General features: G+C 37.7%; 29 protein-coding genes and 1 other annotated feature. Of the genes, 10 read left to right on the top strand and 19 right to left on the bottom strand.

Annotated features, from left to right (window positions below):
* Positions 1–8: 8 nt before the first annotated feature.
* Both comGB and comGA read right to left on the bottom strand, forming a co-directional pair.
* Positions 9–1,067, bottom strand: coding sequence for a competence type IV pilus assembly protein ComGB (gene comGB, locus ACQQ2I_RS06960; RefSeq protein ID WP_431029830.1), 1,059 nt, complete (start codon positions 1,065–1,067; stop codon positions 9–11).
* Positions 1,067–2,062, bottom strand: a complete 996-nt coding sequence (gene comGA / locus ACQQ2I_RS06955; protein WP_431029829.1) for a competence type IV pilus ATPase ComGA — start codon at positions 2,060–2,062, stop codon at positions 1,067–1,069. The genes comGB and comGA overlap by 1 nt, the downstream gene beginning before the upstream one ends.
* Before the next feature lie 235 nt (positions 2,063–2,297).
* Between comGA and ACQQ2I_RS06950 the strand changes: the two genes are divergently transcribed.
* Both ACQQ2I_RS06950 and ACQQ2I_RS06945 read left to right on the top strand, forming a co-directional pair.
* Complete coding sequence (locus tag ACQQ2I_RS06950) at positions 2,298–2,987, top strand: helix-turn-helix transcriptional regulator (protein WP_431029828.1); 690 nt, start codon at positions 2,298–2,300, stop codon at positions 2,985–2,987.
* Positions 2,988–3,113: 126 nt separating this feature from the next.
* On the top strand, positions 3,114–3,356 hold the full coding sequence (locus ACQQ2I_RS06945) for a DUF2626 family protein (protein WP_431029827.1): 243 nt from the start codon (positions 3,114–3,116) through the stop codon (positions 3,354–3,356).
* Positions 3,357–3,397: 41 nt separating this feature from the next.
* Here the strand turns inward: ACQQ2I_RS06945 and ACQQ2I_RS06940 are convergent, their stop codons facing one another.
* Together ACQQ2I_RS06940 and ACQQ2I_RS06935 are read right to left on the bottom strand one after the other, a co-directional pair.
* Positions 3,398–4,048: an MBL fold metallo-hydrolase gene (locus tag ACQQ2I_RS06940; protein WP_431029826.1), complete on the bottom strand. Its 651-nt coding sequence runs from the start codon at positions 4,046–4,048 to the stop codon at positions 3,398–3,400.
* Positions 4,049–4,320: 272 nt separating this feature from the next.
* The gene (locus tag ACQQ2I_RS06935; protein WP_431030466.1) at positions 4,321–5,154 is read right to left on the bottom strand and encodes an N-acetylmuramoyl-L-alanine amidase; all 834 of its coding nucleotides are present in this window, start codon (positions 5,152–5,154) and stop codon (positions 4,321–4,323) included.
* Positions 5,155–5,911: 757 nt separating this feature from the next.
* Here ACQQ2I_RS06935 and ACQQ2I_RS06930 point away from each other — a divergent pair.
* Positions 5,912–6,094 (top strand): DUF2759 domain-containing protein, encoded by a 183-nt coding sequence (locus tag ACQQ2I_RS06930; protein WP_431029825.1) that lies wholly within the window; start codon positions 5,912–5,914, stop codon positions 6,092–6,094.
* Between the two features lie 84 nt (positions 6,095–6,178).
* Here ACQQ2I_RS06930 and ACQQ2I_RS06925 read toward each other — a convergent pair whose 3' ends face one another.
* The 4 genes from ACQQ2I_RS06925 to rpmG form a co-directional block, all read right to left on the bottom strand.
* Positions 6,179–8,074 carry an LTA synthase family protein gene (locus ACQQ2I_RS06925; protein WP_431029824.1) on the bottom strand — a complete coding sequence of 632 codons (1,896 nt, stop codon included), beginning with the start codon at positions 8,072–8,074 and terminating at the stop codon, positions 6,179–6,181.
* 372 nt (positions 8,075–8,446) lie between these two features.
* Complete coding sequence (locus ACQQ2I_RS06920) at positions 8,447–8,647, bottom strand: YqgQ family protein (protein WP_391371764.1); 201 nt, start codon at positions 8,645–8,647, stop codon at positions 8,447–8,449.
* A 6-nt stretch (positions 8,648–8,653) separates the two neighbouring features.
* The gene (locus tag ACQQ2I_RS06915) at positions 8,654–9,229 is read right to left on the bottom strand and encodes a 5-formyltetrahydrofolate cyclo-ligase (protein WP_431029823.1); all 576 of its coding nucleotides are present in this window, start codon (positions 9,227–9,229) and stop codon (positions 8,654–8,656) included.
* Between the two features lie 136 nt (positions 9,230–9,365).
* Positions 9,366–9,515 carry a 50S ribosomal protein L33 gene (gene rpmG, locus ACQQ2I_RS06910; RefSeq protein WP_008408521.1) on the bottom strand — a complete coding sequence of 50 codons (150 nt, stop codon included), beginning with the start codon at positions 9,513–9,515 and terminating at the stop codon, positions 9,366–9,368.
* A 254-nt stretch (positions 9,516–9,769) separates the two neighbouring features.
* Between rpmG and ACQQ2I_RS06905 the strand changes: the two genes are divergently transcribed.
* Genes ACQQ2I_RS06905 through ACQQ2I_RS06895 form a run of 3 tightly spaced genes read left to right on the top strand, consistent with a single transcriptional unit; the run spans position 9,770 to position 11,948 of the window.
* A complete protein-coding gene (locus tag ACQQ2I_RS06905) occupies positions 9,770–10,210 on the top strand; it encodes a hypothetical protein (protein ID WP_431029822.1) in 441 nt (146 codons plus the stop codon).
* Positions 10,211–10,687, top strand: coding sequence for a hypothetical protein (locus ACQQ2I_RS06900; RefSeq protein WP_431029821.1), 477 nt, complete (start codon positions 10,211–10,213; stop codon positions 10,685–10,687).
* A gap of 55 nt (positions 10,688–10,742) precedes the next feature.
* Positions 10,743–11,948 carry an MFS transporter gene (locus ACQQ2I_RS06895; RefSeq protein ID WP_431029820.1) on the top strand — a complete coding sequence of 402 codons (1,206 nt, stop codon included), beginning with the start codon at positions 10,743–10,745 and terminating at the stop codon, positions 11,946–11,948.
* Positions 11,949–12,453: 505 nt separating this feature from the next.
* Here the strand turns inward: ACQQ2I_RS06895 and ACQQ2I_RS06890 are convergent.
* Positions 12,454–13,299 (bottom strand): DegV family protein, encoded by an 846-nt coding sequence (locus tag ACQQ2I_RS06890; protein WP_431029819.1) that lies wholly within the window; start codon positions 13,297–13,299, stop codon positions 12,454–12,456.
* Positions 13,300–13,499: 200 nt separating this feature from the next.
* On the opposite strand from ACQQ2I_RS06890, the gene ACQQ2I_RS06885 reads away from it, so the two are divergent.
* On the top strand, positions 13,500–13,937 hold the full coding sequence (locus tag ACQQ2I_RS06885; protein WP_431029818.1) for a MarR family winged helix-turn-helix transcriptional regulator: 438 nt from the start codon (positions 13,500–13,502) through the stop codon (positions 13,935–13,937).
* Positions 13,937–14,407: a glutathione peroxidase gene (locus ACQQ2I_RS06880; protein WP_431029817.1), complete on the top strand. Its 471-nt coding sequence runs from the start codon at positions 13,937–13,939 to the stop codon at positions 14,405–14,407. The genes ACQQ2I_RS06885 and ACQQ2I_RS06880 overlap by 1 nt, the downstream gene beginning before the upstream one ends.
* A gap of 198 nt (positions 14,408–14,605) precedes the next feature.
* Here the strand turns inward: ACQQ2I_RS06880 and ACQQ2I_RS06875 are convergent, their stop codons facing one another.
* The 7 genes from ACQQ2I_RS06875 to ACQQ2I_RS06845 all read right to left on the bottom strand — a co-directional run bounded on the left by ACQQ2I_RS06875 (position 14,606) and on the right by ACQQ2I_RS06845 (position 19,947).
* Positions 14,606–14,998 carry a carboxymuconolactone decarboxylase family protein gene (locus ACQQ2I_RS06875; protein WP_431029816.1) on the bottom strand — a complete coding sequence of 131 codons (393 nt, stop codon included), beginning with the start codon at positions 14,996–14,998 and terminating at the stop codon, positions 14,606–14,608.
* Between the two features lie 16 nt (positions 14,999–15,014).
* Positions 15,015–15,866 (bottom strand): hypothetical protein, encoded by an 852-nt coding sequence (locus ACQQ2I_RS06870; RefSeq protein ID WP_431029815.1) that lies wholly within the window; start codon positions 15,864–15,866, stop codon positions 15,015–15,017.
* Positions 15,859–16,356 carry a sigma-70 family RNA polymerase sigma factor gene (locus tag ACQQ2I_RS06865; RefSeq protein WP_431029814.1) on the bottom strand — a complete coding sequence of 166 codons (498 nt, stop codon included), beginning with the start codon at positions 16,354–16,356 and terminating at the stop codon, positions 15,859–15,861. The genes ACQQ2I_RS06870 and ACQQ2I_RS06865 overlap by 8 nt, the downstream gene beginning before the upstream one ends.
* A gap of 102 nt (positions 16,357–16,458) precedes the next feature.
* On the bottom strand, positions 16,459–16,791 hold the full coding sequence (locus ACQQ2I_RS06860; RefSeq protein ID WP_431029813.1) for a hypothetical protein: 333 nt from the start codon (positions 16,789–16,791) through the stop codon (positions 16,459–16,461).
* Between the two features lie 11 nt (positions 16,792–16,802).
* Positions 16,803–17,372 (bottom strand): anthranilate synthase component II, encoded by a 570-nt coding sequence (locus ACQQ2I_RS06855; RefSeq protein ID WP_431029812.1) that lies wholly within the window; start codon positions 17,370–17,372, stop codon positions 16,803–16,805.
* A complete protein-coding gene (gene trpE / locus ACQQ2I_RS06850) occupies positions 17,369–18,754 on the bottom strand; it encodes an anthranilate synthase component I (RefSeq protein ID WP_431029811.1) in 1,386 nt (461 codons plus the stop codon). The genes ACQQ2I_RS06855 and trpE overlap by 4 nt, the downstream gene beginning before the upstream one ends.
* A gap of 49 nt (positions 18,755–18,803) precedes the next feature.
* Positions 18,804–19,083, bottom strand: a binding site (T-box leader).
* Positions 19,084–19,263: 180 nt separating this feature from the next.
* On the bottom strand, positions 19,264–19,947 hold the full coding sequence (locus ACQQ2I_RS06845; RefSeq protein WP_431029810.1) for a hypothetical protein: 684 nt from the start codon (positions 19,945–19,947) through the stop codon (positions 19,264–19,266).
* Between the two features lie 468 nt (positions 19,948–20,415).
* On the opposite strand from ACQQ2I_RS06845, the gene ACQQ2I_RS06840 reads away from it, so the two are divergent.
* A complete protein-coding gene (locus ACQQ2I_RS06840; protein ID WP_431029809.1) occupies positions 20,416–21,276 on the top strand; it encodes a DUF6612 family protein in 861 nt (286 codons plus the stop codon).
* A 66-nt stretch (positions 21,277–21,342) separates the two neighbouring features.
* Here ACQQ2I_RS06840 and ACQQ2I_RS06835 read toward each other — a convergent pair whose 3' ends face one another.
* A complete protein-coding gene (locus tag ACQQ2I_RS06835) occupies positions 21,343–21,657 on the bottom strand; it encodes a pyrimidine/purine nucleoside phosphorylase (protein WP_431029808.1) in 315 nt (104 codons plus the stop codon).
* Between the two features lie 190 nt (positions 21,658–21,847).
* Here ACQQ2I_RS06835 and ACQQ2I_RS06830 point away from each other — a divergent pair, with 190 nt between their 5' ends.
* Positions 21,848–22,582 (top strand): alpha/beta fold hydrolase, encoded by a 735-nt coding sequence (locus tag ACQQ2I_RS06830; RefSeq protein WP_431029807.1) that lies wholly within the window; start codon positions 21,848–21,850, stop codon positions 22,580–22,582.
* Between the two features lie 63 nt (positions 22,583–22,645).
* Here the strand turns inward: ACQQ2I_RS06830 and rocF are convergent, their stop codons facing one another.
* Entirely contained in the window at positions 22,646–23,533 is an 888-nt protein-coding gene (rocF, locus tag ACQQ2I_RS06825; RefSeq protein WP_431030465.1) for an arginase, read from the bottom strand.
* A 101-nt stretch (positions 23,534–23,634) separates the two neighbouring features.
* Positions 23,635–24,294 carry a phosphate signaling complex protein PhoU gene (phoU, locus tag ACQQ2I_RS06820; protein WP_431029806.1) on the bottom strand — a complete coding sequence of 220 codons (660 nt, stop codon included), beginning with the start codon at positions 24,292–24,294 and terminating at the stop codon, positions 23,635–23,637.
* Positions 24,295–24,302 lie beyond the last annotated feature (8 nt).

Here is a 24,302-nt window from a genome sequence, read left to right as displayed (position 1 = left end):
GAATCCTCCTATATGACATCCAACATATTGTACATAGGTAGTAAAATACTTAAATATGCTGCAACAATACAAATGGCAATAATGATAAATAACATTGGCTGAACAATTTTCGTTATCATTTTAATTCCGTTTTGCAACTTACTATCTAATAGTTCCGCATACAAAATGAGCTCACGCCCGAGAAGTCCGCTCTGTTCGCCATGTGCAATAAAATGATGAAATTTTGGATAAAAAAAGTTTAATAAAAGAACTGCTTGAGATAACGCATCGCCATATATCACCCTTTGTTGAACAACTGAGGAAATATAGGCTAGTTGTTTTTGGTGAGGTTGTATCATTAAATGTTCTAACGCTGCCTGCAATGAAAAGCCCGTTAACAACAGTTCACCAAGTGTTCTTGAAAACTGCCTTGTCATTAATAAGCGCCAATAATAGCGAATAAACGGGAGTTTTAATAACAAAGCTAATTGTAAATCAATTCGCTTTCGGCTAACGTACGTTACGCTTAATACAAGCCAGCCAGTAAACAACACAATTAGTACGATAATATAATCTGGCATGTGTAAAAAAAATTTAGACCATTGAATACTTGATGTATTACTATAGCCAACACGCGTATACATCATTTGCTGTATATTGGGCAAAAACTTGAGACGAAACACGATAAATAAACCAACGATTAACATAAATAGAACGACTGGGTAAACGAGCAATTTCGCTACTCGCTGTTTCATTTCTTCAGAAAACTGCACTTGATTGCCAACAATCGATAAAGTGTGTGACAGATTTCCTGTCATTTCAGCTAATTCAATTGACAAAAGATATTGCCGTTTCATCCCCATTAATGCAAATATAGTAGTCGGCCCTACACCGTCTTGAAATACTTGTTCAAATGTTGACCTCCATTTCGGATAGTCTTTTACATGATAAGGGAGTAACATTTCAATACACTCCGCAAATGTATAACCTTCTTCAAGCAACGTACTCGTTCTACTAAGTAGCTGTGGTAACTGAATCACTCGAATACGATTACTTGGTCGAAAATATGTGAACAACTGCGTGAACATTATATATACAACCTTTGGATACCAAGTGTTTGCGCTTCTAATGTTAACTCTTTTGCTAACGCATACACACTTCCATTCTTTGTGACGGTAATCGCCTCATCTAAAGCGGTATCACTCAAAATTTCGAAAAGTGCCTTTCGCTCATCATTTTGCTCTACATAGATTAATGTTTGCGCTACAATCCCAACAAGTGCTTGTCTCAGTTCTTCAATCGAAAGACTTAAGTCCATTAAACGGTATAAACAATTGACCGTGTCTTTTGCATGCACTGTTGAGATGACAAGATGGCCCGTTAATGCGGCTTCTAGTGCAATCCTTGCTGTTTCACGGTCGCGTATTTCACCAATCATAATGACATCCGGCGAGTGTCTTAAAATGGCCTTTAATCCGGCGGCATATGTAACACCCGCACGTTCATTGACTTGAATTTGCAATAAATCTTCTTGGCTACTTTCCACTGGATCTTCTAAAGAAATGACGTGGCGTGAAAGTGTTGAACGACAATATCGAATTAAAGAATATAAGGTTGTCGTTTTACCTGAGCCAGTCGCCCCAGTAATTAATAGGAGACCTTGTCTATGGTGTACAAGTTGTGTTAATACATGAGCAGTTTGAGGATGAAAACAAAGTGAAGCAAGTGGATAGGCTGCATTTTGCCGTAATATACGTACAACGACGCTTTCTTTTGCATATATAGAAGGTAAAGTAGATATACGAAAAGCATACATACTGTGTTCAATTTCTTTTTGAAATGCCCCGCTTTGCGGCTTGCGCTTTTCGCTAATATCAAGAGAAGATAAATATTTAAGATATGAAATAACCCGCATACCCATTTCATCTGGCAATGTTCCCATTTCGATCAGTTTTCCAAATTTGCGGAGTAAAATGGAATACTGTTCTTTTGTCGGAACTAGATGAATATCGGATGCACCAAAATGACATGCTTTTAAAATTAACTGCTCGCTTTGAGTGGCAATAATTGTCTCATGCTCCATTCTATACACCTCTTTTGTATAAATAATGGGCATATCGCTATCTATGCCATCATTATAGTCAGAGGTTTCACAAAAGGAAATAGAAATGGGCAAAATTTAATTTTGACGTCTTTTTTAAAAATTTCATCATGGTAGTAAGCATTACGGTGTAATAAATAGCAAATTCCGTTACAAAAAGGTAGGCTTCCTACACAATATACACTATAATTAAATAGAGAAAACGAGGTGAAGCAAATTGTTACATCCGTTAAAAATTACAAGCACTTTAGCTGATGAAACAAGATTTCAAATTTATGATTTTATGTTACAGAACAAACGTACATTTACCGTCCAAGAAATTGCTAATCAATTTCAAATTCATCCAAACGTTGCAAGGCTCCATCTGACGAAACTATCTGAAATTAAAGTAGTTACTGCGGATTTCGTGAAAACGGGGAAAGGTGGTCGTCCTGGGCGTCTTTATAAAGCGGCGGAAGAAGGCATTACATTAACTTTTCCAAAGCGAGAGGAACCGCTTCTTTTTAATATTTTACTCCAATTAGTAAGCTCGCTGGGTGAAGAAGCAGTGGACAAAGGGAAAGAGCTTGCCTATATACAAGGCCTTGAGGAGATGAAGGGCATATGTTCACGGGCTAAATCCTCATTAACATTCGAGGAAAAAGTAAACCTATTATCAGAACGTGCTGCACTCATTGGCTACGTGCCACTCATTGCAGAACAAGATGCACAAAGAATCATTCAGTTTACAATTTACAATTGCCCTTTCCATAACCAATTGCCACTGTATCAAGATCTTATTTGTACATTCCACGAAGCTTATTTACGTGGACAAATTGATGCATTATTTTCGCAAAATGAATTTATTCAAACGGAAAACATGTTACATAAATGTGAACATTGTAAATACGAAATTCACGTAAAATGAGTAAAAACATAATTTACACGTGATTGTCACAAAGTTAACTTAAGTGACAGTTTACATTATTGATACACATCATTTATAATATACGGGAGACTAGTGTATTCACTCGCCAAAGGAGGGAAAATTGAAATGGCTAATATGTATAAAGTTATGGCTTTCTGGACAGGTATTTTTGCTGTTATGTTCTATCTGGGACATATGTCTGAGGTTTCGCTATTATTCGTAGGTAATACTGGATTATTCTTATTATTAGGCTTCTTAAACCTTTCAGAACGTATGTACATGTACATTTTTGGTGCGTATTTAACAATCTTTTTTGCTGGATTTACGTACTATGCAACATTCATGCACGTACCGGGTGCCGGACATTAATAAAAAGCGTATCGCATTGGCGATACGCTTTTCTTATATCATTAAAACCCATTTAAAAACGGATTATTCTCCATTTCAGCAGACGGCGTTGTATAGTCGCCATGTCCTGGATAGATAATTATATCTTCATCTAATGTTAGCAACTTATCGTGGATTGATTTTAATAGTACTTGCATCGAACCACCTATTAAATCTGTGCGACCGATACTGCCTTCAAATAATGTATCCCCCACAATCGCAAAACCATCTTCTTCGAATACATACGATACGCTCCCTGGCGAATGGCCTGGCGTAAATACCGCTTCAAACTGAAAGTCCCCTATTTCAAATGTTTGCTCTGTGCGAATAATATGCTCTTCTAACGGTGCCTTTACTGTATAATTTGGCAATTCAAAATATTTGCCCGAACCATTTTTTAACGGATCCGTTAGCCAGTCGACTTCTTTTTCATGAATGTAAACGGGTATATCGAATGTCTCCCGTACAATATCTACTGCACCAATATGATCAAAATGCGCATGCGTTAAAAAAATCGCTATCGGTTTTAAGTTATTTGTTTTAATCTCTTTTACTAAACGTGCACCTTCTTCACCTGGATCAAAAATAATACACTCTTTACTTTTATTGCTGACGATATAACAGTTTGTTTGTATTGGTCCTAAAGGATATATGCGAACACTACACTTTGCCATGGACATTACCTCCTCATTTCAAATGAACATCTTGTATCAAGTAAATTGTAAACGATACTGCCGCATATAACCACTCTACATCGACAAAAACTGCTATCTATTACGTGTGTTGATTTACCTTTATTGTTAATAGACACCTTGGAATACGTTGATTTCCGCAACGGCTGACTTGCTTTCCAATCAACGAGCAAGCCCCTTTTATCAACCATTCCATTAAAATATCACGCTTGTTATCTCCTAGTATTTGTATAATCAATACCTCTGGCTATCTATTATTCTATCGTACCAATAAGCGTTACATATTTTAACTTTCCATCACGAAGCGCTCTTTCCGCAGCATTAAATGCATCGACTTGCGTGTTATATTTACCGCTAATAAAGCGCCATCCCTTTTCGTTACTATTGGAATTAAGCTCCTGTGCATAGTATAAATATTGTTGCCGTAGTGCTTCGTTCATCGCTACCAGCATATCTGCTTTCGTTTCATACCTCCCAGACTGAATCCGAAAAGCATTCGCGCCTTCCACAACTTTATACCCTATTTTGTTTGAAAGATCTATTTGTGTTCCACTTAAAATAGACTTGATCTGTAATACAAGTCTAAGTACATGATTTTTCTCATATTCATTTCCGTTTGTCGCCCCTGCATCTTCCCCACCATGCCCCGCATCTAAACAGACTGTACCATTTGTTTTTCCTATCGTTGCTAACGCAGCCCTAATAGCTCTAGCGTACATTTGAGCCGCTTCGTTTATAAAATTCACATCTGTTTGCAATATTAAATCATTCGGGTTAGAAATAAACAAATGCTCTACTAAAATAGCTGGCATTGTTGTTTCACGTAATACTTGAAAGCTCGCGGATTTCATACCGCGATTTTGAATGCCTTTTTGTGTAAGAAACTCTGCTACTACACGATGGAAAGCCTCTCGCACGGAAGCAGTGACATTTTGAGCTGTTGCTGAAATATAATCTTCATAACCTGTTGCAGATGGACTTGAGGCACTATTTTCATGGAATGATACGAACAAATCGGCATTAGCTTCATTAGCAATTCTGGCACGCTCTGATAATGTTACATATACATCGGTTGAACGAGTTAAAATGACTGTAACGATGCTCTCATCCTTTCAAAGTTTTTATAAAAAAGACTGGCTCTTCACCAAAACATGTACTTGACCGCACATTCCGTTACGGGCGGACGCTTTCCGCGGGCGAGGTCGAGCCTCCTCGTCGCTCATTCTTCGGTGCTCTTGACGCTGCGCTTTCGTCGCAAATAAATTTCCTGCGGGGTCTCGCGCCAACATGATGTTGGTCACAAAGGCGTTGCCGCTGTCGCTTTGCTTTCGCGCAGATAAATTGTCACAGGACGTGACGATTTTAGCCTTTGTTCTTCTATCGCTTTTCCCGCTGGAGTCACCGCCCTTCACTCCATGTGCTTTGAGAATCCTCCTCCTTTAATCAAGAACATATTTTGGTATTGAATCAAAATACGTATATTTAGCATAAGTTCTTTAATTAATTCTTTAGTCCTCTAGTTATTACTCTATTCAAACTTCTCATTTCGCATTGGACGATTGTTACTAAAAAAAATAAAAGAAGAGAAAAAATATTACCCTTCCCTCTATCATTTGCTTCAATGCCATGAATAAATAATTGAATTCGGTAGAAAACTGAAAGTACCCTTCACTTGATGCACTAAGCTAAACATTTACAAGTTGTTTTGTTTTCTTTATTCTTCTAGAAGAAATTCAAATAAACGTCATTTTTTTGCCCTCGACAAAACTACTGGAAAGCTATACAATATAGAAGGAATATTGTTTGTGACATTCTTTAATAATGTCGAAAGGAGTGCCTTATATCATGCATTGGATTTTAATGGTTATTTTTGGACTTATCGCTATCATTTGTGTAGTGGGCACATTCCAAGGAATTAAAGAAAAAAATCTTCTTTCTGTAGTATTTCATTTTGCGGGAGCAGCTATTCTTGGCTGGTTCGTAATCATGACAGTACTAAACGCAGGTTATCCACCTACACACCACTAATAGCTAATCAAAAAACAGCCTAGCGTATGCTAAGCTGTTTTTTGATTCGTTAAAATGATAAAAGCGAAGGCAAATGCCTTCGCTTTATTTCGTTTTTTCATCAAGTAATGAGCCTGTTTCTGGATCATAAAAACGAAGCAAATCACCATTGATGATTTTATCTGAGTATTCAAGTTCAGTTGTTGCACGTTCTACATATGGCTGACACGCTTCAATCGCTGTTGCCTCACCTGTTGTACGATCATAACATACTTCATTCGCATAGACCAATTCATCTGTTACAAATCGACCATCACGGAAAATTACAAAGTCTTCATGCTCCTCCGAAAACAGGTCCGCACCAAGTTGCATATCTTTTGATGTATCAATGCCTAATAAATGAAGAATTGTTGGACGTAAATCTATTTGACCAGCTGCTTCCGTTATTTCCCCGCCATCATTAGCACCTGGAATATGAATAAATAACGGTACAGATTGAAGTAACGCAGTGTCGTAAGGCGTAATTTCTTCTTTCTCTAAGTACATAGCCGTCGCCTTATTATGGTTCTCCGAAATACCATAGTGGTCACCATATAATACGATAATAGAGTTTTCATATAAACCTTGTTCTTTTAAGTCGTCAAAGAATAGTTTAATCGATTCATCCATATAACGAACTGTTTGGAAGTAACGATTCAATGTACCTGAGTTTGAAGTGTATTCATTTATATATTTATCCTCTTCATCTAAGTAGAATGGATAATGGTTTGTTAACGTGATCATTCGTGTATAAAATGGCTTTGGCATCTCAGACATTAACTGTGCAGATTGCTCGAAGAACGGAATATCCTTCATCCCCCAGTTTACTGCTTCGCCTTCACCAATTGTATAGGAGTTAATATCGTAAAACTTATCGATATTAAGTGATTGATAAATACGATCACGGTTCCAGAATGATTTATTATTTGGATGCATGACACTTGTGAAATATCCATTTTCCCCTAAACGTTCTGACATCGAGTTATATGTGTTCTCACCATGCGTGAAGAATACCGCACCGCGACCTAAGCCGAATAATGAGTTTTCTACAATAAACTCTGAATCTGACGTTTTACCAAGCCCTGTTTGATGATAAAAATCACTGAAATAATACGTGTCTTTGTCATTCGTTAATGAATTTAAGAATGGCGTTACAACCTCTCCATTCATGTCATTATTAATGACAAAGCTTTGTAGCGATTCCATCGATACTAAAATCACATTACGTCCCGCATACTTCCCGAATAATTCTTCATTCGTTGATGCTTGGTTTGCTCGCACGTAGTTATTCACTTCAACTAATTCACTGCCGTCCGCTAGTGCACGCTGAGCAGATGACTTTGATTGAACATAAATATCATATAAATGATAGTTGTACGTACCGATATTTTTCACTAATAATTCGCGGTCAAAGCTACGTGTTAATAATTGTGGACGTTCTGTTTCCGCAAGTCCTAAATTTAAGAATAGTATCGCTACAGATAACACAAAATAGGCACGACGAACTTCTTTGCGAACCGTAAATTGTTCCTTTAATGTTGGTAACATTTTTACTAAAATAATTAATAAAATCACATCTACGAAATATAAAAAGTCAAACCAATTTATAATCGCAGCAGCCGATGTTCCTAAGTCACTAAAATTACTTGTTTGGAACAAGACCGGCAACGTAATAAAGTCGTTATAAAAACGGTAAAAGGCTACATTCCCATACAATACGATCGATAGCACTAAACTCATCCAGATAATATATCGATTACGCACTTTTGCTGATTTAAAGAATAACGATATACCGTACGCAAACAACAAGAAGCTTAATGGATTGATGAATAAAATAAAATACTGCATTCCATTGTCAATACTCATATCAAAACTTGTTACATATGCGATTACGGTTTTAATCCATGTAGCAATAATTGCAAAAGCTATTATCGAATGTTTAGGCCATTTCATTGCTTTCATCCTTAACATCCTCTCCAGTTATAAAAATAATTTTTGTAGTGTTTTGAAACAAACAATATATTAATCGTTTTCCCCTCAATAATCAATATTATTTGTCTCAGCCTTGAATAGCCAGAATATTTGGGACAACATCTTTTGCATTGTCTCCATAATTAGTACGTTTCTATTCAATAAAGGTTGCATTATAAAAACATATTTTTGTACATTTCCATGAAGCCCTCTATTTCTCTAGCCAAAAAATAGGAAAACAGTGGAATTTTCCACTGTTCACAAAGGGCGATTTCGTTAAAATTCCCCTGTAAAGTCACTGGAATTCCCAACTGCATCTATGTCTTATAATAAAACTAACATCCATTATAACACAATAACATATTAATTGCGCGTATTTAATCTTCTTTCTTCCTGACGAATTAATAATAAGGCTGTTTGATAGACTTCCATCTCAATCATTCGCGATTTAAATAGTTCCTTAATCTCGTCCTCAATTAGTTCTAAATCACCAAGGCGATCACCTGTATAAATGTATATCCCAAATTGTTTTAATAAATCATAAATATCAATCATTGTTTTCATCTTCGTCTATTCCTCCGATTTGTGGGCAAGTATACGTTGTTTATCTGTCAAAATAATATTCACAGGAATGTCATGTGATTCTGTAGGAACACATTCTGTTACTTGTTCATCAAAGGCAAGGGATATTTTCTCTCCTATATAGCCCAATAAATAACGATCGTAATATCCTCCACCAAACCCTACTCGATATCCTGCTTTATTAAAAACGATTCCTGGTACGATGATGACATCAATTTCTCGCTTTGAAATACGCTTTGTTTGTATAAGGATTGGCTCCTCAATACCAAAATAAACGATTTCTAACTGATTAAAGTGGTCAATCATATAAAAATCCATTTCATGCGTCTGTGATTGACACTTTGGTACGGCGACCGTTTTCCCAAGCTGCCAAAGAGCCTGTATGATTTCACGTGTTTCCACTTCAGGAAACCGAGACATCGTCACAGCAATCGTTTCTCCTTCTATAATGGAAGGTTCTTGCAATAAACGTTGTTGAATAAGACGTGAACGATGCAAATAAGTTGCTTCATCCATTTGCTTTAAACGCTGTCTCATCTCATTACGTAGTATTTTTTTATCCACTATGCTCGCAACCTTTCCGCTTTTAGAAATACACAACTCACATCAAAATAGCGCGAGTTAGTATGTTATGCGAATACTTTTCCTATCCATACAAACTAAAAGCCAAAACCACAAGTGGCTTTGGCTAATAGAGCGATTACTTCGTTTCACGGTGAAGAGTGTATTTCTTCTCGCGAGAGCAATATTTTTTAAGTTCAAGACGCTCTGGATTGTTACGCTTGTTCTTTTTAGAAATGTAGTTACGTTCGCCGCAATCTGTGCAAGCTAAAGTAATGTTTACGCGCATCATTAACCCTCCCACTCTAATTCAAGAATTATCATTAAAAATTTGAGCATGATTTATACGACTTACCCATTATACCACATTCTTTTAAAAAATCTAGCATCAAATCACACTAAGTTTTGTTATAATAATTTTATCTTCATTCAATTGGTATTTGAATAGAGTCGATTGTACAAACACAGTTCAATTCACAATCTGGACGCAGTTACGCCGAGGTGTAATTGATTAAAATTGACTACAAATAGGAGGGACTATTCATGGACATATCATTAATCATCATGGGCGTTGGGATTATTTTTATTGTTTTATCATTTTTCTTTAAAGATTCTTCTAAACAGCTAGAAAAAGACTTAGAGGAACTATCGATTAGCATATATCAAGAAACAAATAGCATGAAACGTCGGTTGAAAATCGTAGAGGAAGAATTGTTACTTGAACCAAGTTTCAAAGTGCAATCACCTAAAACACAAGCAAAAAAGGACCCGATGGCAACATTTCAACAAGTGGCTGCGCAAGTAAAAGCAACTCAAACCGTACAACAACCTATGCAACGAGCAACTACTCAACCTGTACATAGCATTTTAGTGAGTCAAGTGATCGAGCTCAATAAACAAGGGTTGTCCATTGAAGAAATTAGCAAACGCTCCACATTAACGCCAGAACAAATTCAAGGCATTTTATCGAATGGGGGCGTATAAATGAAAAAAACATTGCGCGGCATTGGAATCGGCTTGTTTTTGGCAGGCGCCTTATTTACACTACTAGGTCGAATCGATCAGCCCATTTCAGAAGAAAAATCATCTACATATAAAGAAAAAATCGCTCAACTTGAACAGCAATTAGCAGATGCAAACGAACAAATTACACGGTTACAAGACCCTGCAACGGAAGAACCGGTGGCAGTTACAAGTGAAGAAAAAGAAAACACACAAGCAAATGAAACTAAAGATGAAGATTTAGTATATGGCACCATTATGATTTATGAAGGTGTTAGTTTATACGATATCGGCAAGCAGGCAGAAGATGCAGGCATTATAAAAAACGGGCGGGAACTCGAATTATATTTAGCCAAACCAGAATATTCACGTTCCATACAAAAAGGACATTTTGAGCTTCATTCCGGTATGACGTTAGAGCAAATGGCCAAAACGTTGACAGGTAAAAAAGTCGAATAGTTGAAACCGTTAACTAAAAATAATTTCGTCACTACATAATAGAAAGAAGAATTTGATGGCATATATTCATAAAGGCACAAAAGAGTTTAAAAAAACGAATTTGGCACTTTTTGCAGCAGGATTTATTACATTTGCTAATTTATATATTACACAACCATTATTGCCCGCCTTTTCAAAAGAGTTTCATATTACACCTGCAACAGCGAGCTTATCACTCTCTATCGCCACTGTCACACTCGCTTTTAGCCTCATTTTATTTGGCTCGCTTTCTGAAGCATGGGGTCGTAAAAAGATTATGACCATTTCGATTATCATTTCTTCCTTATTAACACTCCTGTTAGCATTTAGCCCATCATTTGAATCGCTCCTTATATTGCGTGGGGTACAAGGCTTTGTGTTAGCAGGGGTCCCCGCCATTGCAATGGCTTATTTAGGTGAAGAAATGGACCCATCCAGTTTAGGTGTGGCAATGGGGCTTTATATTAGCGGAAATTCCATCGGTGGTTTAGCCGGAAGAATTATAATGGGCACAATGACAGACTTTTTTACTTGGCGAATCGGGCTCATTTCCCTTGGTGTCTTAAGTATTTTCATTTGCCTGTACTTTATATGGGCTCTTCCGCCATCAAAACATTTTGAAGCACGCCCACTAAAATTAAAGACATTAACAAAATCATTATTTCAACATTTAAAAGACCCTGGTTTAATGAGTTTATTCGGTATTGCCTTTATGCTCATGGGAAGCTTTGTGACATTATTTAATTACATTAGCTATAAACTATTAGACGAGCCGTATTCACTTAGTGCAACAGTCGTTGGTTGGATTTTTATCGTCTATTTAGTAGGCACATTTAGTTCGACATGGTTTGGTAGCTTATCCGATCGTTTTGGCCGCCAAAAAGTATTAATTGCTGGGATTATTATTATGCTTTGTGGTGCACTACTCACCTTACCGATCAGTTTATTTACTAAAATCATCGGCATTACGATTTTTACATTTGGCTTTTTCGGCGCCCATTCTATCGCTAGTGGAGCTGTTAGTTTCCGCGCTAAGAAAGATAAAGCCCAAGCCTCTTCCCTCTACTTGTTTGCCTATTACTTCGGTTCTAGTATTGGCGGAACAACAGGCGGGTTTTTCTGGCTACACTACGGCTGGAATGGGATTGTTGCTTTTATTGCTCTTTTCCTTGTTACCGCAAGTTTACTAGCGCTTGCTTATCGGACAATTTCAAAAAAAGAAGAAGCTTTAGTACGAGACTAAAGCTTCTTTTTATTAACTCTTAACGAGCAAAAATACATCCTAAAAATACCAGTTAAATAGTAAAGGTATGTATCATAGCCTCCGCGCTTTGCCACAGCCTACACAGGAGCTAAAACAGGCGTGGCCTGTTTGGATCTCCTGTTCCGGCTCCTGTGGCTATGGCGCGCTACGGCAAAGGTGAGTGCTTCTTAATATTCTAAACAAGTATTTACCTTCGTTTAAAGAAATCAATTTCTTTCCGTTTACATGTATCGTTGCCTATTCTCTATTGTTATCAATAAGAATTATTCGTTATTTTTGAGTAATCAATTATTTTATGGAACACTAGTTGCTTGTAGCGGAGGCACGAGACTCCTACGGGAAAAGCGAGACAATCAAGACCCCGCAGGAGCGAAGCATGAGCGACGAGGAGGCTTGATCTCGCCCGTGGAAAGCGAGTGCCGCAGCGGAAAGCAACGGTTACTCAAATAGTAATATATGTTTTAAGATTTACTCATTATGTGTATTAACTACGAACCCAGCTTAAACCTAGCGTACCTTCACCTGTTAGTGCGCCAACAACTGCCGACAGTTCTGTTATTATAAAGTTCATGTTTGGATAGCTCACTTCTAACTCTTTTCTCCATGCAAGTGCACCTTCTACATTATTCGTATGAATAACTGCTACTTCCGTAACAGATGACTCTGTTAACGCTTTATCTAAAAGATCTGTAATCGCCTTTTTCGCACGTTTTTCGGCACGTACTTTTTGCGTTACGACACAAACGCCTTTATCATAAGAAATGACTAACTTAATGTTTAATAAATTACTTAAAAACATCGCCGTTCCTGATACTCGCCCACTTTTGTGTAGCTTTTCTAAGTTGGCTGGAATAAATGATAATTCCGAGCGTGGGCACAAGGCTTCAATTTCAGCTACAATTTCTTCAGGAGTAGCGCCTTGTTTTTCAAGTTCAAATCCTTTTTCAAGCATTTTTTGCATTGGATATGATCCAATCATCGAATCGATTGTATATGATGTAAAGCCCGCTTGCTGTGCTGCCATTGGTGCACTAGAAGCTGTACCTGATTGCCGCCCCGACGTATGAATCGCAATCGCTACATCATACCCTTGCTCTTTTAAACTTTCATATAAAGCAACATGCTCCCCAAAATTAGGTTGTGACGATGTCGGATGTACTTTTGTAGCACGTAGCTTTTCGTAAAATTCTTTATGTGTAATATCAATCGTTTCTCGATATGCCCCTTCTTCAAACACAATATTTAACGGCAAAACATGTACATTATGTTGTGCGATAAACGCTGGTGTCAATAATGCACCTGTATCTGTAACCCACGCAATCTTTGTCAAAATGTATGAATCTCCTTGTTGTATATAATTATCGTTCTTCACTTTATAAAATGAAAGCGTTTACGCATAGTGACAATTGTCATATATGAATAATTTTATCGTGGCAAGGACATACTTTCGACATTTTTTGCAGACCATATCATTTTACAAACAAATTTACATCGTATACGATTTAATTAAGGGGAGGAATGAGAAGTATTATGCAAAAATTAGAGCACCAACTTTGCTTTGAAGTGTATAAAGCAGCCAATCAATTTACGAAGCTATATGCGAAAACGTTAGCACCATTCGGTTTAACATACCCTCAATACTTAGTACTTCTCGCATTATCGGAGGAAGATCAACGAACTACTTCTTCATTATGCGAAAAACTTTGTCTAGGTATCGGCACATTAAACCCAGTATTACAAAAGCTTGTTGAAAAAAACTGGGTTAAAAAAACGCCCTCGTCAAAAGATAAGCGCGCAGCCTACTTTTCGCTTACACCCTTCGCAAAAGAAGCATACCCTAAAATTGAACAGGCAATCATCAATAAACTGTTTTGTTCTGATTTCCTCCTGAGCGAAGGACCAGCATTAAAAGAACATGTACATCAATTAAATGACTTTCTAGCAAGGATGAACAAGGGGGAAATGTAATGTCAATTTATAATATTAACGTAACAACGGATACTGGGGAAACATATACACTAGAACGTTACAAAGGAAAAACAATGCTCATCGTGAATACGGCGACGAAATGTGGCTTAGTCGGGCAATTTGAAGCGTTAGAAGCATTATATAAAAAATATGCAGACCATGATTTTGTTGTACTTGGCTTTCCATCCAATCAATTTAAACAAGAAGTCGGTACTGCCGATCAAGCCTCACAAGCATGCCGTTTAACATACGGCGTGACATTTCCGATGCATGAAATTGTCAAAGTAAACGGTGAAGATGCCCACCCGCTATTCAAGCTCGTAACAGAAGAAACAAAAGGGCTACTTGGGAAAAAGGTAAAATGGAATTTCACAAAGTTTTTAGTCGATAAACAAGGGAACATTATTAAACGATTCGGCCCAACAGATAAACCAACAAAATTCGAAAAAGAAATTGAAAAGTATTTATAATACTATTTTTAGGTAAAACTTAAAAATAATAAAATCTGCAGACTGTCTTGAAAACGCTTGACAGACAAGGCGCGTAGCCGAGCGAAGACGCGAATAGAACCTAAGTTCATGAGCGGACGAGCGAAGCAAGCAACGTAGGATGAAAGCGTTTGTCAACAGTCTAAGGCGAGGTTGCTAAGTGACAACCTCGCCTTTTCATTATTTCACTGTTAATTTTTTCTCACGGAATACTTCTTGCGCAATAGTTAGCGCATTTTGTACACGCGGGAAACCGATATACGGCACAAGCTGTAATAATGCCTCGACAATTTCCTTTGGTGTTAACCCTGCATGTAAACCGCGCGTAATATGTGTTTTCGTTTGCGGTGCAGCCCCTTGTGTGACAACGGCTGTAATGACAACGAGCGCACGCTTTTTCTTGCCTAACCCTTCACGTGAATAAATATCTCCGTACGCGAACTCGACAATCATTTTGCGCAAATCTGGCGCGATATCTGCTAAAGCATCCGATTGGACCATTTGCTTGAGCGCATCCTCTGTCACATAGTCTTTCATCGTTTCTAATCCCTTTTGAAAACGATCCATCTTCATCCCCTCCACGTAAATTTTACCATAAAGGAGGTTGCTGTTCTTCACTTTCTTTCGTAAATTGCGTCATATAAGGCGCTATGAAAAAAACAGAAAAAATAGCCGTAATAATTAAAATGCCCAACGTATATACACCATGGATTCCTGTCCATTGTAGGGTAATACAAATCGGCGCAATCAGATAAAACGGTGCTTGTTTTTGCGTTACTTTACGATCTGGATAAACTAACTCTCCACATGCATCGCACGTTTCTCTAAATGCCATTGTCGCCTTTTTACGTGCTTGTTTTCTTGTAAACACTTCACCACAGTGCGGACAATGTGCTTGAAGTAAATCACGTGTCCAATAAATTTGAAGCAATAGTATTAACGTGATTAAAAAGATACTAAAAATCGCTTGCACAAATAACAATCGATAAGGTAAATAAAATACACCTAGCCAAACAATTGCTTGTAATAATAATACACTAAATACTAGCCAAATAATTTTCCATGATTTTAACATAAGCTGTACTTTTTGAATAAAAGGACTGTGTTGCCAACGCTTTACTTTTAAACAATTCAAAATAAAAAGCACATAACTGGCCATCAGTAATACGAGCGTAGCCGTAACCCACAATGTTATTTCCAAATTTAGTGACTGGTATGTGATTTCCTTCTTAATATCCTGGCTCGCTGTTTTATAATTGGTACCATCTTGTATATTAAGCCAGATTAAAAATACAGCAAGCATACCAAATGCTGGTCCGATAATTGGCACAAATGATTTTCTTCTATTTACCGAAGGCTGTTTTACTCTCTCTTTCACGCGTTCTTTTTGCAGTGGTGTTAGCTTCATTTTATTTAATTCTTGTTGCCATTTTTTATGCATCACGTAGCACCTCCCATTCATTTTGTGGCAAGTTTTCCTTCAGCTTAGTACGCGCACGTTGTAACCTTGTTTTCACAGTAGATTCCACTATACCGAGTAATTGCGCAATCTCCTTTACCTGCATGTCTTCATAATAATACAACAGTAAAACTTCACGATATTTCACTGGTAGTTTCAATACCGCCGCCGTAATCTCACCACGTTCTTCTCGTTGTAAAATCATACTTTCTGTCGCTCGCTGTGCCTGCGTAAACGATTCAAAAAATTGATTTTTTCGTGTTTTCCAACTCCGTAAATAATCATAGCTACGATTAATCGTCATTTTCGTTAAATAGGTTTTCATCGAAGCTCGCCCATCATATTGCTGTGTTTGATAGTACTTCCAAAAAACATCTTGTACAACTTCTTCCGCAACCTTCTCATCTTTTGTATAAATAAAAGCGATACGATATAAATAATCACTATATGTATCGATTAACTCCTCAATCATTGACTACACCTCTTTCACTCCTTATACGGAATAAGTGACAGCTAGGACTCAAAATTTCCAAAAAATAAAAAGGTATACGTCATTCCACGTATACCTTCTACTTTAAGGTTCAAAACTTTTTAACGCATCCTTTGCCAACTGCTGTAAGTCCCCTGATGCCATCGCAATATGCTCGACTGCGTTTGCGACAACGATTTTCGAATAAAACGGGAGCTTCGGTACAACTTTCTCAAGTAATACTTGCTTCAATTCATTGTCCTGTGATAGTAATCCTTCTTCAATAAACGGTGTACTTTCAGTAGGAATTTGATCTAACAACTGTAAAGCCGTATGTTGAAACGTATCATCTTTTAACGCTTCCAGGATTATTGCTATATTGGCCGTTACTTCTGACATCGGTGCTTGCTTTAATACTTCGATTTTTTCACGTTCCATTTCCTCACCTCTTAAACTCGTCTTAAAAATGCGGCTACCATCTCTTGGCCTGTTTCAGTCCCAATCGATTCAGGGTGGAATTGCAAACCAAAGACTGGATATGCCCTATGTTGAATTGCCATAATTTCACCGTCATCACTCGATGTTGCGATTACTTCAAAGTCAGCGTGTAGCGTTTTCGGGTCAATAATTAACGAGTGGTAGCGCATCACTTCAACCTCACCTGCAAAGTTTTCAAATAAACCGCGATTGTCGTACGTCAATGTACTTGTTTTCCCGTGCATAATATGAGTAGCTCTGACAACATCTCCCCCGAACGCCTCACCAATTGCCTGATGTCCAAGACAAATGCCTAAAATAGGGAACTCTGTGTGCAATTCACGAATAATATCAACCGTCATACCTGCCTCCGCTGGTGTACCTGGTCCTGGTGATAAAACAATCGCATCCGGCTTCATATTGCGAATCTCTTCAATTGTTAAGGCATCATTACGAACGACCTTTACTTCTGGTCCTTGTGAGGCAATTTGATGGTATAAATTATAAGTGAATGAATCATAATTATCGATTAATAAAATCATTTTCGCACCTCCAGCAATGCACGCGCCTTATTTAACGTTTCTTCGTATTCAGACTCTGGTACAGAATCATAAACAATGCCAGCGCCTGCCTGCACATATGCTTTCCCGTCTTTCACAATCATTGTACGAATGGCAAGCGCTAAATCCATGTTTCCTGTTGTGGAAATATAGCCAATCGCGCCGGCATACACACCGCGTTTTTTCTGCTCTAATGCATTAATAATTTGCATAGCACGAATTTTCGGTGCCCCTGATACTGTACCTGCTGGCAAACTCGATGCGAGTACATCGATCACATGTGCATCTTCTCGTAAATCGCCAATCACTTCCGATACGATGTGCATGACATATTTATAACGCTCAATATTCATATATTTTGTCACACGAACAGACCCAATTTTTGACACGCGCCCTACATCATTGCGTCCAAGATCAACTAACATTTTGTGCTCTGCAATTTCCTTTTCATCGGCCAATAATGCGGCTGCAATCGCTTCATCTTCTACTTTTGTTTTCCCGCGCGGCTTCGTACCTGCAATCGGATTTGTCGTAACAACACCATGTTGAACTTTCACTAAACTTTCCGGAGATGTGCCTAAAATCGTATAACCACCAAACTCCACATAAAACATATATGGAGATGGATTATTGGCACGTAATTTTCGATACAACCCAAATGGATTGTCGTTGAACTGTGCCTCGAATGTTTGAGATAACACTACTTGAAAAATATCCCCATTACGAATATGTTCTTTTGCCGTTTCAACCATTTCGATAAAGCGCTGTTTTTCAATCGTTGTTTGGAATGAAATCGCTGGTGGTTCTTGAATGGATTGTACTTGTGGTGTATTTAACTGCGCTTCAATTTGCGCAATCGCTCGTTCCATATCCTCTTGTGTTCTACCTGTTTGGAATAAATCAATCGCTGCCACCGTTACAGTTTGCAGCAAATGATCAATCACGATAAATGTATCATAGAAAAATACATGGACATCCGGCATATCATACACATCATTCACGATTTCACCAATGCGTTCAAAATGAAAAGCCGTCTCATATCCGAAATAACCAATAGCCCCACCAAAGAAAGCAAATGGATAATCGCCTGTGCGCATTGGGAGACATTTTTTTAGCTGTTCTAATACCGATATATTAAAATCAGTCGTTTCACTATTTTGTGTATAGGTACACGTCGTCTTACCGCCTTTCAATTCAGCAATTGGATTTACAGCGATAAACGAATAACGTCCACTCTCTTCATATTTCGTATTCGATTCAAATAAAACTTTGTGCTCACCTTGTAGTGCATTAAAAATGGAAATAGGTGTTAATGTATCACCTTGAATTGTCCGCACTACATAATCTTTTGTCTCAACTGTCATCTCAACTATCCTCTCTCAGCTAATTTTGCATACAAAAAGGCCCTCCGCGTTAAAGGACGGAGAGCCGTGGTGCCACCTTCATTGACTACTTAGAAAAACACCAATCCACCAACCTAAGGCGAGGTGGTATCTTTACTTATGCGGATCGCTATGATGTACCTGTCCGCTAAAAGTAGTCCACTTTTATGCTCGTAACGTGAGCGTAACGGCAAGGCATTTCCTCCTCGCAGCTAGAAAACCCATTCATGCTATAATCTGCACTAGCTTCCACCAACCGCTAGCTCTCTTTAGCTTCCTATAACACTACTATTTTTCATTATCGCTTTTACTTACAACTTATTTTAATATAAAGTTTCTTATTATTCAAACTATTTATAAAGGGAACGAAAAAGATTTAGTGTAAATGGTTCGTACACAACAATAAATGCTATTTACGTCTAATCACCTGTCAAAGCATGACAAATGAGACTGCCTTTGTAAAAATTTAATTTACTATTATCGTTCAGATTTTAAGCATTCGGGAAAAACACTTTATCTAAAAATAAAAGAGGTGATGCTTCAAATTGTTTTTCATCTAACACAATCGCTGAAAGCTCAATACGGCGCAATTGTAATTCATGAATAACTTCTTCTAAAATTGCGGACGGTTCAAATTCATTAGCCGTTATCAATAGAAATTCTCCGCCTCGCTTCGCCTCGTGTTGATCAAAAAGATGAAGTGCTTGCTTATAAAGCTCTGCCATATTGGTATGTTCTTTTACTTTTATATGCTGCACACCTTTGACGGCGGTTGTTAAAAGGCTTCCATGCGGAAATAAAAATTGCTCATCTTCTGTGAGCACAATGCAATCCCGTTGCTGTATCGCACATAATTCTAAAAGCGGGAACATTAATCCTTGTGCTTGAATTCCAAAACTCCCCATGGCTCGTGATGTATCTAGCCCTATGATTAATGGGGCAATGACATCCAACTTTTGTCGGAACGGTTCATATGTAGCATCTCCTTCCGTTACGACAGCTGCTATTTTCCTTATACGAGTTTGAAAATCTGCAGCAGTGGCCAGCGCTGTTCTAAATTGTGCATCGTTTGCAAACTGCTGTAAAAATGCTTGTTGTTCTTCTTCCGTTAGTTGCTGAAACATTTTACTGCTATATAAAAAATGGTACACATCATCGTAAAATAATGTCCTCACTTTATTGTCACACACCTTATGTTCAAAATGGAGTTATTAATTCATCAAATAAACTTGTACAAGCATGGCATCTACAGTTGCTTCTTTTAAATACGTGAACGCCGATCAAATACATGTTCTCCATGAGCTCTTACTAACAAGCTACTACATACAAATAAAATGGATGCTAGACTAAACAGAATAATACCCGGGACAATATAATGAAGTAATAATAAAACAATACTTACACTTAAGACAATTCCCCCTATGATTAAACATGCTAGACTATCTTTCATTTCTCAGCTCTCCTTCCAAAAGACATCAATTTATTACCCTGTTTTTCTAACTTTCAAACAGTTTATGCAATAATTTCTCCTTCGACATACGGTATGCCCAAATAAAAAAATATTATGCTTTTTATTTTTTTGAAACTTTTTCCACATTCTATCCGTATATAAGATTGAACTAAATTAAAGGAGATGGATTTATATGAAGAAAAAGTTATTTATCGGCATGGCTGTTGGATCAGCTGTACTTGTTGCTGGATGTGGTAGTACAGCAACAGTTCAAGACAATACATCAAAAACTTCTGACTTAACATTAGAGCAAGTATTTGAAAAAACAATCGAACGTCAACAAGAAATGAAAAGTGTAAAAGCAGATATGCAAATTTCTCAAGAGATGGAAACGTCAATGGGTGATGAATCATTCGCCATGACATCTAATTCCGAAATGACAATGGAGACAGTTGTCGATCCCATTCAACTATACGCTGAAGGAACAACAGCTATGGTTGATTCTGAATCTGGCGAAGAAATGAAAATGCCACTTAAAATGTATATGACAGAAAAAGACGGTTTTTATATATATGAAGAAACAATGGGTGGATGGTTTAAAATGCCAAGCGAGCAATACGAAGCCATTCTAGGTCAGGCTGGTATGATGCAAAACGATGCAGCTGAACAATTACGTCAACTTGAACAATTTGTAAAGGATTTCACCTTCGAACAAACGGATGATAATTTCATTTTAACGCTAAATGCTGAAGGTGACAAATTTATGAACTTTTTACTTGAACAAATACAGTCCACACTAGGAGAAACACCTGAAGAATTAACGACTGGTTTAGAGGGAACAAAAATTGAAAATGCAAAATACGTACTCACAATTGATAAAGAGACATTCGACTTAACGAATATGGTGATGGATATGGTGATGACAATGAATGTGGAAGACATGACAATGAAAATCGACCAAAGCTCCACTATTGATTATTATGATTTCAACTCTATTGACAGCATTACCATTCCACAAGACGTACTTGACAATGCACAGGAATTAAGTTTTTAACATAAAATCCCTATAATTGCTTTAACAAAAAAATGGTGCGCTTTTTCGCGTACCATTTTTTATGTATTATTCAGCTAAATAAGAGCAACAGTAATCTGTTACGGTTTCTACTTTTAGTTGGAAGGAGCTGTTAGCTGGTACGTAAAATACACCGCTTTCATCAATCGTTTCCCACTCTGCTCCTTGAAGTTTATACGACAGCTTGCCTGCTAAAATTTCCATTTCCTCTTTTAAACCTGTCGAAAATTCATATTCTCCGGGCAACATAATACCTAGTGTTTTTTTGGTTCCATCTGCAAATACTACAGTACGACTCGTTACTTTCCCGTCAAAGTAAATATTTGCTTGTTTTTGTAACGTTACGTTATCAAAAGTAGTCATAAAATGCCCCTCTCTTTCTTGTGTACTCACTATAGCACAAAAATAATACGTGAAAAACACCATTACCTAAAAATTCCGTCTTTTATTTATACTTTTTTGTGCTAAAAACAATCGTAAAAATCGATAATACGTTTAAATTATTGATGCAAGAAGGAAACACTAACGAAAAAGATTATGGGAGGTTATCTTGATGTTGCATTATGAACTGAAAGGAAGCGGCGATGAAACGCTTGTAATTGTTCATGGTTTTTTAGGAGATATAACTATTTTTAATAAAGTCATGGAAGAACTACAACAACACTATGAGTTAATTCTAATTGATTTACCTGGGCATGGAAAAAGTAAAATGGAACAAGAAAATTATACGATATACGACTATGCACAAGCGATTGTCAACGTATTAGCACAAGAAAAAATCGCGAATGCCGCATGGCTCGGACATTCTATGGGCGGCTATATCGCACTTGCTACACTGGAGCGTAATATGGCGAAAATAGACAAACTGATTTTAGCTTATTCCTCAGCTTCCCCTGATTCAGCTGAAACACAGAACAAGCGGGATGAACAAATGAAAACGATTGAACAAAACGGTGTAAAAGCATTTGTAGACAATAGTATTGATGCATTTTTTAGTAAAGAAGCAGCTAATGAAAGTATCGAGTTTGCTCGTACTATCGCTTACAAAGCAACCGAAGAAGGGCTAATCGCAGCATTACAAGCAATGAAAGAGCGCCCAAATCAAACACAGCTACTCCATGAAACATCTACACCAATCCTTGTCATTGAAGGACAACAGGATACGATTGTTTCACCAATAGAAACGGACAATATTGCCGTCCAGAAAATCGTCACAAATACCGGACATATCGGTATGCTTGAAGATGACAAGGCATTTTTAAAAGCGATCAAACAATTTTTAGGGTAACAGGAAAATAGGTCGGGTTACTCGATTGTTGCAATCACTTGAGATGACTCCGACCAACTCTTTTTACAGCAGTTTTTCACCGAATAGTGAACCAATTAACGCAACAGCAACCTCGGCTGTTTTATTTCGATGATCTAATATCGGGTTTACTTCTACAAATTCCGCTGATGAAATGAGACCGCTTTCTGCCAGCATCTCCATTGCTAAATGGCTTTCGCGATATGTAATCCCGCCAAGCACCGGTGTCCCTACCCCTGGACATTCTATCGGATCAAGCGCATCTAAATCGAGCGATAAATGGACGCCATCTGTTTGCTTTAAATAATCAATCGTTTGTTCCATCACATCTGTCATACCAAGCTTATCGATTTCATGCATCGTAAATACTTTAATCCCTAATTGATGAATCAGTTCCTTTTCTCCATCATCTAATGCACGTGCACCTATTAAGACAATATGTTGAGGCTTTATATTACTAGAGGCGATGGATGTAAGCAGTGGATGCCCTAAGCCTAAATTGACGGCTAATGGCATGCCGTGAATATTGCCTGACGGCGACGTTTCGGGAATATTTAAATCGCCGTGCGCATCATACCAAATGACCCCTAAATTCTGTTTTGACGCGTTTATTGCAGCTACTGTACCAATTGAAATACTATGATCGCCACCCAAAATAAGCGGAAACACCCCGTCACCTAACATGTTTAAAACTCGCTTTTTTACTGCGACGCTTGCATCGACAACAGACTGTAAATTTTTTAAATGAGCATCTCCTTGTTGAGATACACAGCGCCCCTTCACGACAATATCGCCATAATCAACAACTGTATAATGTAACCTCATGAGGCGTTCTTCCACACCCGCATACCGAATAGCACTAGGACCCATATCGACACCACGTCTTTCTTGCCCTAAATCCATCGGTACTCCAAGTAACCCTATCGTTTTCATGCTTTTCATCCCCCTTACTCCTATTGTACGTATGAAATAAAAAGCAATTCAATGATACGCAAAAAAATAGACCCCTCCGGTAAATGGAAAGGGTCCTGTTATTAGTTATTTAATTCATAATGCTCGCCTTTGACTAAATAAAACAAATGCTCTGCAATATTTGTCGCATGGTCTGCACAACGCTCAATATAACGAGCGATAAATGATAAATACGTAATTTGTGAAATATTTTCCGATGAAACACTCGTTAAGCGAAGCAAATTACTTACCGTATCGCCGTATAGTTCATCCACTTGATCGTCTAAATCAGCAATTTCCTTTGCCTTTGTTGTGTTCTCTTCAACAAACGCCTCTAAAATTTGTCGTAACATCGATACCGTGCGGAAGTGCATATCTTCCAATGTTTCAATTGGTGTAATAAAAGGTTCTTTCCCGATACGAATCGTTTCTTTTGCAATATTGACAGCATAGTCGCCAACACGTTCCATATCAGCAGAAGCTTTTACCATGACCATTAAGCGACGTAAATCTCTCGCCACCGGTTGCTGCTTTGCAATGAGTAAAATCACACGATCGTTGATTTCCTCTTCTAGACGGTTAATTTCTATGTCCATATCGATAATTTCTAATGCTAAATCAATATTTTTCTCTGTAAATGCTTTGAAAGCGAGCTCCAATGCATCGATTGATTTATTGCATAGATGAAGCAATTCTTGTTGCACACTTTGTAAATCATTCTCAAATCTTTCACGAACTGACATACTTTTCT

It is taken from the genome of Lysinibacillus sp. LZ02, from assembly GCF_050613145.1.
In the GTDB taxonomy this organism is placed as follows: Bacteria; Bacillota; Bacilli; order Bacillales_A; family Planococcaceae; genus Lysinibacillus_B.
Note: the sequence above shows the minus strand (reverse complement) of the source record. Positions and strands in the feature narration are given on the sequence as shown.